At 60.5% G+C, this 11,309-nt stretch carries 11 protein-coding genes; 9 read left to right on the forward strand and 2 right to left on the reverse strand.

What is annotated here, in order from left to right; all coding sequences use genetic code 11:
• Positions 1-14: 14 nt before the first annotated feature.
• On the forward strand, positions 15-629 hold the full coding sequence (locus tag GQF03_RS09215) for a CGNR zinc finger domain-containing protein (RefSeq protein ID WP_161338948.1): 615 nt from the start codon (positions 15-17) through the stop codon (positions 627-629).
• Between the two features lie 13 nt (positions 630-642).
• Here the strand turns inward: GQF03_RS09215 and GQF03_RS09220 are convergent, their stop codons facing one another.
• Both GQF03_RS09220 and GQF03_RS09225 read right to left on the reverse strand, forming a co-directional pair.
• The gene (locus tag GQF03_RS09220; protein WP_161338949.1) at positions 643-2,154 is read right to left on the reverse strand and encodes a malonate--CoA ligase; all 1,512 of its coding nucleotides are present in this window, start codon (positions 2,152-2,154) and stop codon (positions 643-645) included.
• Between the two features lie 19 nt (positions 2,155-2,173).
• Positions 2,174-2,839 (reverse strand): GntR family transcriptional regulator, encoded by a 666-nt coding sequence (locus GQF03_RS09225; protein WP_161338950.1) that lies wholly within the window; start codon positions 2,837-2,839, stop codon positions 2,174-2,176.
• A gap of 195 nt (positions 2,840-3,034) precedes the next feature.
• On the opposite strand from GQF03_RS09225, the gene GQF03_RS09230 reads away from it, so the two are divergent.
• From GQF03_RS09230 to GQF03_RS09265, 8 genes are all read left to right on the forward strand, one after another.
• Positions 3,035-4,042, forward strand: coding sequence for a TRAP transporter substrate-binding protein (locus tag GQF03_RS09230; RefSeq protein ID WP_161338951.1), 1,008 nt, complete (start codon positions 3,035-3,037; stop codon positions 4,040-4,042).
• Positions 4,043-4,114: 72 nt separating this feature from the next.
• A complete protein-coding gene (locus tag GQF03_RS09235; protein WP_161338952.1) occupies positions 4,115-4,639 on the forward strand; it encodes a TRAP transporter small permease subunit in 525 nt (174 codons plus the stop codon).
• 2 nt (positions 4,640-4,641) lie between these two features.
• Complete coding sequence (locus tag GQF03_RS09240) at positions 4,642-5,949, forward strand: TRAP transporter large permease (RefSeq protein ID WP_161338953.1); 1,308 nt, start codon at positions 4,642-4,644, stop codon at positions 5,947-5,949.
• A gap of 8 nt (positions 5,950-5,957) precedes the next feature.
• Positions 5,958-7,280 (forward strand): malonyl-CoA decarboxylase, encoded by a 1,323-nt coding sequence (locus tag GQF03_RS09245; RefSeq protein WP_161338954.1) that lies wholly within the window; start codon positions 5,958-5,960, stop codon positions 7,278-7,280.
• Positions 7,281-7,457: 177 nt separating this feature from the next.
• Positions 7,458-8,378 carry an SDR family oxidoreductase gene (locus tag GQF03_RS09250; protein ID WP_162858449.1) on the forward strand — a complete coding sequence of 307 codons (921 nt, stop codon included), beginning with the start codon at positions 7,458-7,460 and terminating at the stop codon, positions 8,376-8,378.
• Positions 8,379-8,389: 11 nt separating this feature from the next.
• Positions 8,390-9,247, forward strand: a complete 858-nt coding sequence (locus GQF03_RS09255) for a MaoC/PaaZ C-terminal domain-containing protein (protein ID WP_161338955.1) — start codon at positions 8,390-8,392, stop codon at positions 9,245-9,247.
• Between the two features lie 36 nt (positions 9,248-9,283).
• Positions 9,284-9,952 carry a nitroreductase gene (locus GQF03_RS09260; RefSeq protein ID WP_161338956.1) on the forward strand — a complete coding sequence of 223 codons (669 nt, stop codon included), beginning with the start codon at positions 9,284-9,286 and terminating at the stop codon, positions 9,950-9,952.
• 12 nt (positions 9,953-9,964) lie between these two features.
• Positions 9,965-11,119 (forward strand): acyl-CoA dehydrogenase family protein, encoded by a 1,155-nt coding sequence (locus GQF03_RS09265; RefSeq protein ID WP_161338957.1) that lies wholly within the window; start codon positions 9,965-9,967, stop codon positions 11,117-11,119.
• Positions 11,120-11,309: the final 190 nt, after the last annotated feature.

The following is an 11,309-nucleotide window of genomic DNA, read 5'->3' on the forward strand; positions in this document are numbered from 1 at the left end:
GGATAGATGCTCTTGTGAAATCTGGAGTTGTAAATAGAGAAGGCTTTTATACGCTCGGTGGCCGGCTTGCCATCGACTTTGCCAATAGTTACAAACGGGTTGGCCGGGATCGGGAAGGGATCAGCAGTTTCGAGGATCTGCTCACCTTCATGAAATCCCATCACCTGCTGCATGAGGACGAGGCGTCCGATCTGCATATGTTCCATTTCCAGAATCCGGCGCGCTGCCAGAAGGTCGTCGAAACCCTCGTCGATCTGCGCCATACCTTCCGCAAGGTGCTCACCGATGTCGCGGAAGGCTGGCCCGTCAGCACCGACTTTTTCGAGGATATCAACCGGCGGCTCGCCGATTTCAAGAGCTACCACAAGGTCCAGCCGACCGAGGCGGGGATGGAGCTGAAAACCGTGATCGACGAGAACGGGCCGGAAAAGCTGATGTTCCCGATCATCCATGACATCGCCGATTTCCTCACCTCGGATCATGTGGAGAAGACCCGCGCCTGCGCCGGTGACGATTGCGACCTTTATTTCGTCAACCAGTCGCGCAACGGCCGCCGCCGCTGGTGCTCGATGTCGACCTGCGGCAACCGCGCCAAGGTAAACGCCTATCTGAAACGCCAGGAAGCCTGAAGGCGGCGCGCCCTTAGCCGTCCGCCACCGCACGGTCGCGCAGCTGGTTTTTCTGCACTTTCCCCATGGTATTGCGCGGCAGGGCGTCAACAATATAGACCTGTTTCGGCACCTTGAAATTCGCCAGCTTTTCCTTGATATATCCGGTCACGTCCGCGGCGCTGACCTCTGCCGTGCCGTCGGGCACGACGAAGGCGACGACGGCCTCGCCGAAATCCGGATGCGGGCGGCCCACGACGGCGCTTTCCTCGACCCCCGGCATTTCGTCGATGAAGCTCTCGATCTCCTTCGGATAGACGTTATAGCCGCCGGAAATGATCAGGTCCTTCGAGCGGCCGACGATGCGGTAATAGCCATCCTCGCCCTTCTGGCACATATCGCCGGTGATGAAATAGCCATCGGCGCGGAATTCCGCGGCCGTCTTCTCCGGCATCCGCCAGTAGCCCTTGAATACATTCGGGCCCTTGATCTCGAGAATGCCGATTTCGCCGTCCTTGAGAACCGCGCCATCCTCGCCGGTGATGCGCACCTCGTTATCAAGCGGGAAGCCGACCGTGCCCGCCTTCCTCTCCCCGTCATAGGGGTTGGAGGTGATCATCCCGGCCTCGGTCATGCCGTAGCGTTCGAGGATGACATGGCCCGTGCGCTCGCGAAAAGCGTTGAAGGTTTCCTCCAGCAGCGGCGCGGACCCGGCGGTGAAGAGACGCATATTGCGGCAGGTCTCTTTGGTGAAACCGGGATCGGAGAGCAGCCGGACATAGAAGGTCGGCACCCCCATGAAGACGGTCGCGCGCGGCAGGTTGGCCAGCACCTCGGCGGGATCGAATTTTTTGAGATAGATCACTTTCGCGCCGCTCAAAAAGGCGCAATGAAGCGCAACGAACAGCCCGTGCACATGGAAGATCGGCAGGGCATGGAGCAGCACGTCGCCCTCCTCGAAATGCCAGTATTTATGCAGTGTCCGCGCGTTCGAGGCGAGATTGTCATGGGTCAGCATGGCGCCCTTCGATCGGCCCGTGGTGCCGGAGGTATAGAGGATCGCGGCGAGGTCATCACCGGCGCGCGCGACCGTCTCGATGTTAGTGGGAAGCCCCCTGGACTCCTCGATCAGGCTGCCCTTGCCGTCGGTATCGAGGGTGAAAACCTTCCTGACCCCGGCCTTGGTCGCAACGGCGCTGATTTCTTCGAAGGAGGCGGGGTCGCAGACGACGACGGCCGGTTCGGAATCGGTGATGAAATACTCGATCTCCGCCGATTTATAGGCGGTATTCAGCGGCAGATAGACAAGCCCCGCCTTGAGGCAGGCGAGATAAAGGATGACCGCCTCCACCGTCTTGCCGACCTGCACGGCAACACGGTCGCCCGGCACGGCGCCGGCAGCGGTGAGCAGCCCCGCGATCCGGGCGGCGCCGTCGGTTATCTCCTGAAAGCTGTAGGTCGCGATATCCGGTCCCTCGAACGCGGTTTGTGATTTGTCGGCGGGAAAGCGGGCCTCGAACAGGCTGTACAGATTATGGTTTGTCATGATCGTTCTTTAAATCGCGTCAGGCTGATGCCTGAAGATATTGGGAGGGGAGGGTGGAGAGAAAATCCGTGAAGCGTTCGCCCTGGATGGCGACATGATCGCGGGTCAGCTTTTCCGCAAGGGCGGAATCGCCCTTGATAATGGCATCAACCAGCGCACCATGCTCCTCTGACGAGGAGCCAATACGGCCGGGGATGCGGACCTGCAGCCGCCGGTGCGGGGACAGCCGCCGACGCAGCTCGCGCACCTGCTTCTCAAGGAAGGCATTGTGGCTGGCCTTGTAGATCAGGTCGTGCAGATTAAGGTTGAGTTCGTAATAGTCATCGAACCGGTCGGTCGCCGAGAGCGCGTCGCAGGCCACATGCGCGGCCAGCAGTTCCGTCTTTTCCGCCGGTGTGATGCGCCGCGCCGCAAGACGGGCGCAGAGCGCCTCGAGATCGGCCATGACCTCGAACATATTCATCAGGTCCTGCAGCGAAATGGCGGCGACAATGGCGCCGCGGCGGGGCCGGATCTCGACCAGCCCCGAGGCCGACAGCCGGTTGAGCGCCTCGCGGATCGGTGTCCGGGAGACCCCGAATTTCGCGGCGAGGATCGTCTCGTCGAGCCGCGTGCCCGGTTTCAGGGCCCCGGTGACGATGTCCTGTTCTAGCACAGGGAGTATCTCGTTTGCGCGTGACGTCATGAAAAATCCGCCTGGTTGATTGGTCCGGGGACCTTACCACCATTCTTGTGCGCACGAAACAATTTTTTGTATACAAGAATAAAATTCTCCCATACTATCACGCGCAAGCATGCCAAAACCCGACCGGGTTCATGCGGGACGTAACAACAGAAAAAATCCGCAGGCGACCCTAGCCTGCATTACGGGAGGACGATTATGAAAGCATTTTCTAAAGGACTGGTGGGCGTTTCTATGGCCCTCGCATTCGGTCTTGGCGCGGCGGCCGTGCCGGCCTCGGCGGAAACATTAAAGGCATCGCACCAGTGGCCGGGCGGCAAGGGCGACGTGCGGGACGAGATGGTCCAGATCATCGCCAAGGAAGTCGCCAAGGCCGATGTCGGCATCGACATCAAGGTCTATCCGGGACAGAGCCTGTACAAAGCGAAGGAACAGTGGGGCGCCATGGAAAAGGGGCTTCTCGATATTTCCGCCTTTCCGCTCTCCTATGCGGCGGGCCGTCATCCGGAATTCGACGCGACGTTGATGCCGGGCCTCGTCAAGAATCACGAGCATGCCAAGCGGCTCAATACATCGCCGTTCATGGATGACATCAAGAAAATCATCAATGACTCCGGCGTCGTTGTGCTCTCCGATGCCTGGCTCGCTGGTGGATTTGCCTCCAAGAAGACCTGCATCCTCGGTCCGGAAACCATGCAGGGGCAGGTGACCCGCGCGGCCGGCAAGGCGTTCGAGCAGATGCTGGTCGGGGCCGGGGCCTCGATCGCCTCGATGCCGAGCTCGGAAATCTACAACGGCATGCAGACCGGCGTTCTCGATGCGGCGAACACCAGCTCGGGCAGCTTCGTCTCCTACCGGCTGTATGAGCAGGTGAAATGCCTGACGGCGCCCGGCGAGAATGCGCTCTGGTTCATGTATGAGCCGATCCTGATGTCGAAGAAGAGCTTCGACAAGCTGACCAAGGAACAGCAAGATGCGCTGATGGCCGCCGGCAAGGTCGCGGAGGATTATTTCTTCGATGCCGCCAAGGGCCTCGATGACAAGCTGGTTCAGGTTTACAAGGATGCGGGCGTTGAAGTCGTATCAATGACGCCGGAGCAGGCGCAGGCCTGGCGCGAAATCGCCAACGAGACCTCCTACAAGAGCTTCTCGGAAAATGTCAAAGGCGGCGACGTGCTGATCAAGAAAGCGCTCTCCGTCGAATAAGCCACCGCTAGCTCCCGGCGCCTTTGATCATCGCGCCGGGAGCATTTTTTTTACTGTTTTTAGGGGGCGCACATGTCTTCTTTACTGAACGCCATCGATGCGGTGTCGAAATTTTTCGGTATCATGGCCGCTCTGCTTGTCACCTCCGCCATTTTTGTCGTCTGCCAGATGGTGGTTCTGCGCTATTTCCTCAATGAATCGACCGTCTGGCAAACGGAATATGTCACCTATGTGATTGTCGCCGCCACCTTTCTCGGCGCGCCCTATGTCCTGTTGGTCAAGGGCCATGTGAATGTTGATTTGCTGCCGCATTATCTTGCGCCGGGACCGAAGAAGGCGATGGCGATTATCGCCTCGCTGATCGCGCTCCTGTTCTGCGCCGGGCTGGCCTGGCAGGGCTATCTCCTGTTGATGGACGCGATCGAGGGCGGATGGGTTACCGATACGGTCTGGGAGCTGCCGCTCTGGATTGCCTATCTCCCGATGGCCTTCGGGATGGCGCTTCTCTGCGTGCAGTATGTCGCGGAAATCATCGGCATTGCCTTCGATTTGAAAACCCCGGACATCGCCGCCGGCCATATCGTGGGGGGAGACTGACCATGGATCCTCTCGTAATCGGCATCCTGGCGGCGATTGCCGTCGTCCTGCTTCTGGCGACGGGCATTCCGGTTGCCTTCGGCCTCGGCTTCGTTTCCTTCCTGTTCCTTGTCCTGTTTGAGGGATTTGACAGCCTTGGCGTGGTCGCGGAAACCTTCTTTGCCGGGATCGGCGAATTTTCCCTTGTCTCGATCCCGATGTTCATTGTCATGGGGGCGGCGGTTGCCTCCTCTCCGGCGGGGAAAGACCTGTTCGAGGCGCTCGATCGCTGGCTGACCCGGGTGCCGGGCGGCCTGATCATCTCCAATATCGGCGCCTGCTCCGTCTTCGCGGCGCTCAGCGGATCCTCGCCCGCGACCTGCGCCGCCATCGGCAAGATGGGCATCCCGGAGATGCAGAAGCGCGGCTATCCCGACAGCCTCGCCGCCGGATCGATCGCGGCGGGCGGCACGCTTGGCATCCTGATCCCGCCGTCGGTCACCATGATCGTCTATGGCATTGCCACCGAAACCTCGATCGGCCGGCTGTTCCTTGCGGGCGTCTTTCCGGGCGTCCTCCTGACGGCGCTGTTCATGGCCTGGGCGATTTTCTTCGCCTGGCGGAGCGGCTATGACTTCCGCGACAAGATCGGCTCTTTCTCCTGGCGGCAGAAATTCGAGATCCTGCCGCGCGTGCTGCCGTTCCTTGCGATCGTCGTCGGCATCCTCTTCGTGCTCTATGGCGGCGTGGCGACGCCGTCGGAGGCCGCGGGCGTCGGCGCCTTTTTCTGCCTGCTGCTGGTCGCGGTGATCTACCGGATCGTGCAGCCGAAAAAAATCTGGGAAATCCTCAGCAGCTCGACCCGCGAAAGCGTCATGATCCTGATGATCATCGGTGCCTCGGCGCTGTTCTCCTATACCCTCTCCAGCCTCTTCGTCACCCAGTCGGTCGCCGAATATATCGCCGCACTCGACGTCAATAAATGGGTGCTGATGGCGATGATCAACGTCTTTCTGCTCGTCGCCGGATTTTTTTTACCGCCCGTTGCCGTCATTGTCATGACAGCGCCAATATTGCTCCCCATTATTATCAATGCGGGATTCGATCCCTATTGGTTTGCGGTGATCCTGACCATAAATATGGAAATAGGTCTGATCACCCCGCCAGTGGGTTTGAACCTGTATGTCATCAACGGGATTGCGCCGGGGATATCCCTGCCGACGATCCTTAGAGGGGCCCTGCCATTCATGCTCTGCATGATCGTGGGGATCGTAATATTGTGCTTCTTTCCGGAGATCGCGACCTGGTTGCCGGAAAAAATTATGGGATAGAATGAAATATGGCACCGACGTTTGTTTCTCAGTTTTTCAATTCGATTGCGGATACCGGACGCGAGCTTCTCGACCTGCGCGGCGGCAAGAAACGGAGCCACAGCATCGAGGGGCTGTGCCGGGACTTGCTGACCCAGAAGGGCGAGGCGTCGGGCATGGCGCTTGCCCGCGAGGTGGTGGAGGCCTGGAACGTCCTGATTGACGAGGAAAAACTCAATTTTTTCAAATTTCTGAGCGAGGAGATGGCGCCGGACCAGAAGAAAATCGAGAAGGCCGTCGCGACCTATCATAAAGAGCCAAGCGCGGACAATTACCGTCTGCTGGCCGATGCGATTGAGGCGCCGCGCCAGGAACTGATGCGGCGGATCAATTTCGCGCCGGGCGGCACCGCGGCGATCGTCGCCATGCGCAAGTTCCTTGTCGGCCTGCTGCGCAAGAAACCCGAGCTCAAGGCCGTGGACAGCGATCTGCAGCATTTGCTCAGCTCCTGGTTCAATCGCGGCTTTCTCTCGCTGGAGCGGATTTCCTGGCGCACCCCGGCCGTGGTTCTTGAAAAGCTGATCGAATATGAGGCCGTACACGAGATCGAGGGATGGGACGATCTGCGCCGCCGGCTGGATAAGGACCGACGCTGCTTCGCCTTCTTCCATCCGGCGCTCCCCGATGAGCCGCTGATCTTCGTCGAGGTCGCGCTCGTGAAGGGTCTCGCCTCGGCGATTCCGCCGCTGCTCTCGCGGGAGGGGGAGCGGGGCGATCCGACCAAGGCCGATACGGCGATTTTCTATTCCATCAGCAACTGCCAGGACGGTCTCAAGGGCATCAGCTTCGGCAATTTCCTGATCAAGCAGGTGGTGGCGGAACTCTCGGCGGAGCTGCCGAACCTCAGGCATTTCGCGACCCTGTCGCCGATCCCCGGCTTCCTGCGGTGGCTGACCGGCGTCAAGGGCGCGGTTGCCGGCATGCATTTCAAGGATGTCAACGCCGTCCGCAAGGCGATCAGCGATCCCGACTGGCCGAACAAGCCGGAGGTCGTCGAGGACATCCGCGAACCGCTCGAACATCTCTGCGCCCATTACCTGATCAACGAGAAAAGCGGCGAGCGTCCGCTCGATCCGGTGACGCGATTCCATCTTGGCAACGGCGCGCGGCTTGAGCAGCTCAACTGGCTCGGCGATACCTCGCCGAACGGTCTTGCGCAGTCCGCCGGGCTCTTGGTGAATTATTATTACAGCCTCAAGGATATCGAGAAGAACCACGAGGCCTATGCCAATGAGCGCAAGGTCGTCGCTTCCTCGGCGCTGCAGTCGCTCGCCAAGGCCGCCAAGAAATAGCCTGCCCTTCGCACCGCCACCTGCACCGCCGCCTGGCCAGCCCCGGGCGGCTCATTTTTTTGTCGACGGCGGGGGGGCGATGCTTATAATCGGGCGCAAGGACGCTGGGATCAATCCTGGAGATCGGCAATAAACAAGAAAAAACAACAACAAGAATAAACAACAAAAGGATAAGAAATGTCTGATCACGATATGCTTGCGGGAAAAGTAGTGGTGGTAACGGGTGCGGGCCGGGGTGTCGGCCGCGGGATCGCCATCATGTGCGCAGAGTATGGCGCGAAGGTCGTCGTCAATGACCTGGGCGGCACGGAACAGGGCGAGGGGGCCGATCAGGTGCCGGCGCTTGAGGTCGTAAAAACCATCACCGATGCCGGCGGGGAAGCCATCGCCAATTTCGGCAATGTCGCAAAATCCGACGATGCCGGCGAGATGATCGAAACCGCGCGGCGGGAATTCGGTCGCATCGACTGTGTCGTCAACAACGCCGGTATCCTGCGCGACGTCATCTTCCACAAGATGAGCGAGGAGGAATTCGACGCCGTCATCTCCGTTCACCTCAAGGGCAGCTTCAACGTCGCCCGCGCCGCCGCCCCCTATCTGCGCGAGCAGCAGAGCGGCTCCATGGTGCATATGACCTCGACCTCGGGCCTGATCGGCAATTTCGGGCAGGCGAACTATGCGGCGGCCAAGCTCGGCATCGCCGGGCTGTCGCGCTCCATCGCGCTTGATATGTCGCGCTTTAACGTGCGGTCGAACTGCATTTCTCCCTTTGCCTGGTCGCGCCTGATTGGAACGATCCCGCAAGGCACGGATGCCGAACGCGAACGGGTTGCCAAGATCCAGCAGATGACGCCGGAGAAAATCGCGCCGCTCGCCGTCTATCTTCTCTCCGACCAGGCTGCCGACATCACCGGCAATATCTTCGTTGTCCGCAATAACGAGATTTGCCTGATGAGCCAGCCGCGCCCGATCCGCAACCTGCAGACCTCCGATGGCTGGACGCCGGAAAGCGTGGCCTCGCGCTTCGGCCCGGCGGTGAAATCCTCGCTGGTGCCGCTGGAACGCTCCGGCGACGTCTTCTCCTGGGATCCGGTCTAGGGGGCGGCGGCATGACGATCGATTATGACAAGCTGATCAACTGGAAGTTCGACGATATCGAGCAGACCTATACGTCGAAGGACACGATCCTGTATGCGCTCGGCGTCGGGCTGTCCATGGACCCGCTCGATATGGACCAGCTCCGTTTCACCTATGAGGAGGATCTGCTGGCCCTGCCGACCATGGCCGTGGTGCTCGCCTATCCCGGCTTTTTCCTGAAACAGCCGGAATTCGGCGTCGACTGGGTGAAGGTCCTGCATGGGGAGCAGGGGATCGAGATTCACAAGCCGCTGCCCGCCGAAGGCACGGTCGTCGGCACGACGAAGATCACCGAGATTATTGATAAGGGGGAGGGCAAGGGCGCGCTCATGTACTCCACCCGCGAGGTGCGGGAGAAATCGAGCGGCGATCTGCTGGCGACCCTTACCTCCACGACCTTCTGTCGCGGTGATGGCGGCTTCGGCGGCCCGAAGGTGGAGGCGCCGAAACCCCATGAACTGCCCGATCGCGCACCCGACAGCGTGGTCGAGCTGCCGACCCTGAAGCAGGCGGCGCTCATCTATCGCCTGAGCGGGGATTTCAATCCGCTGCATGCGGACCCGCGCGTCGCGACGGCGGCCGGGTTCAAGGCGCCGATCCTGCATGGTCTCGGCACCCTGGGGGTGGCGGGTCATGCCATCGTCAAGCAGGCCTGCGGCTATGATCCGGCGAAGCTGAAATCGCTGCGCCTGCGCTTCTCGTCCCCGGTCTATCCGGGCGAGACGATTCAAACCGAAATGTGGCACGACGAGGACGTGACGTCCTTCCGCTGCCGCGTGAAGGAGCGGGATATCGTCGTCCTCAACAACGGCTACGCCAGGATCGGCTAGACCCTTCGGGCGCTTCAACGACGTGAGGAATGTATTTTGAAAGTATCTGAGGCGATCAAGTCGCGCATGACCGTGCGCCAGTTTCTCGACAAGCCCGTCCCGGTGGAAACCGTCCGCGAGATTATCGAAATCTCGAAGCGGGCGCCGTCGGGCGGCAACCTGCAGCCCTGGACCGTGCATGTGGTCATGGGCGATGCCCTGACGGCGCTTGTCAAAGATGTCACGGACAAGCTCGCGAAGGGGGTCAGGGAAACGCCCGAATATAACGTCTATCCGCCGGAGCTTGTGGACCCCTACCGGACCCGGCGGCGCATTGTCGGTCAGCAGCTCTACGATCTGATCGGCGTGCCGAGGGAGGATACGCCGGGCAAGCTCAAGCAGCTTGCGCGGAATTTCCGTTTCTTCGATGCGCCCGTCGGTATTTTCTTCGTTCTCCACCGGCAGATGGAGGTCGGGCAATATGCGGATGTCGGCATGTTCATGGAGAATATCATGCTGCTCGCCCGCGAATATGGCCTCGATACCTGCCCGCAGGAAGCCTGGGCCCGCTGGCCGCAAACCCTGAAAGAGCATCTCTCACTTACGGACGACGAGATTCTCTTCTGCGGCATGGCGCTCGGCTATCGCGATGAGGCCGCGGTGATCAACGAACTGGTCTCGGAACGCGAGGAATTCGACAATTTCGTCACCCTGCACGGGGTATGAGGCAGAGATCCCATGGATGAAGATATTATCGGCGAGGTCCGCCGGACCGTTCGCCAGCTGTGCGAAAATTTTCCGGGCGCCTACTGGCGGGAGAAGGACCGGGAGCGGGCCTATCCCTCGGAATTCGTCAATGCGCTTACCGAGGCGGGGCTGCTCGCCTCCCTGATCCCGGAGGAATATGGCGGCGCGGGGCTTCCGTTAAGCGTCGCCTCGGCGATCCTCGAGGAGATCCATGCGAACGGCTGCAACGGTGCCGCTTGCCATGCCCAGATGTATACCATGGGCACGCTGCTCCGCCACGGATCGGAGGAACAGCGGAGACAATACCTCCCCGGTATCGCCAGCGGGGAGCTGCGCCTGCAGGCCTTCGGCGTGACCGAGCCCACGGCGGGGACCGATACCACCAGTCTCTCGACCATGGCTGTCCGCGATGGCGATGACTATGTGGTCAACGGCCAGAAAGTCTGGACCAGCCGCGCCGAATATTCCGATTTGATGATCCTGCTCGCCCGCACGACCCCCAAAGAGAAAGTGGCGAAGCGCGCCGACGGCCTCTCCGTCTTTATCGTCGATATGCGCGAGGTGGTGGGCAACGGCATGACCATCCGCCCGATCCGCACCATGATCAACCATGCGACGACCGAGGTTTTCTTCGATAACATGCGCATCCCGGCCTCCAGCCTGATCGGGGAGGAGGGGAAGGGCTTTCGCTATATCCTGACCGGCATGAATGCGGAGCGGATATTGATCGCCTCCGAATGTCTTGGCGATGCCGACTGGTTTATCAAGACCGGTTCCGATTACGCCCGCGATCGCAAGGTCTTCGGCCGGCCCATCGGGCAGAACCAGGGCATCCAGTTCCCGATCGCCCGGGCCTATGCCGATATGCGCGCGGCCAAGCTGATGGTGCAGGAGGCCTGCCGGCTTTATGACGCGGGCGATCCGTGCGGGGCGGAGGCCAATATGGCGAAGATGCTGGCCTCGGAAGCCGCCTGGGCAGCGGGGGAAGCCTGCCTGCAGACCCATGGCGGTTTCGGCTTCGCCGAGGAATATGATGTCGAGCGCAAATTCCGCGAAACCCGGCTCTACCAGATCGCGCCGATCTCGACCAATCTCATCCTCTCCTATCTCGCCGAACATGAACTCGATCTGCCGCGCTCCTACTGAGTGATTCCGTAAACCGCTGCCGCCGGTCCGGGCCGGGGGCGCCGTACGGGCTTTTCGGGGCATTTACTAGGCGGTTCGGCGGGGGACTATACAAGATATTGAAGACTGTAAAAAAACTGAAAAATTTCCGTTGACGTGATTGGATGATGTGCCTATAAACCGCGTCACGCTGACGGGGCGGGTCTGGATG

This window comes from Sneathiella chungangensis, assembly GCF_009882935.1.
Classification (GTDB): Bacteria; Pseudomonadota; Alphaproteobacteria; order Sneathiellales; family Sneathiellaceae; genus Sneathiella; species Sneathiella chungangensis.

Coding starts and splice junctions, on each gene's coding strand:
- GQF03_RS09230 (WP_161338951.1), top strand. CDS start 3,035: ATGAAAGCATTTTCTAAAGGACTGGTGGGCGTTTCTATGGCCCTCGCA.
- GQF03_RS09235 (WP_161338952.1), top strand. CDS start 4,115: ATGTCTTCTTTACTGAACGCCATCGATGCGGTGTCGAAATTTTTCGGT.
- GQF03_RS09250 (WP_162858449.1), top strand. CDS start 7,458: ATGTCTGATCACGATATGCTTGCGGGAAAAGTAGTGGTGGTAACGGGT.
- GQF03_RS09220 (WP_161338949.1), bottom strand. CDS start 2,154: ATGACAAACCATAATCTGTACAGCCTGTTCGAGGCCCGCTTTCCCGCC.
- GQF03_RS09265 (WP_161338957.1), top strand. CDS start 9,965: ATGGATGAAGATATTATCGGCGAGGTCCGCCGGACCGTTCGCCAGCTG.
- GQF03_RS09255 (WP_161338955.1), top strand. CDS start 8,390: ATGACGATCGATTATGACAAGCTGATCAACTGGAAGTTCGACGATATC.
- GQF03_RS09225 (WP_161338950.1), bottom strand. CDS start 2,839: ATGACGTCACGCGCAAACGAGATACTCCCTGTGCTAGAACAGGACATC.
- GQF03_RS09240 (WP_161338953.1), top strand. CDS start 4,642: ATGGATCCTCTCGTAATCGGCATCCTGGCGGCGATTGCCGTCGTCCTG.
- GQF03_RS09245 (WP_161338954.1), top strand. CDS start 5,958: ATGGCACCGACGTTTGTTTCTCAGTTTTTCAATTCGATTGCGGATACC.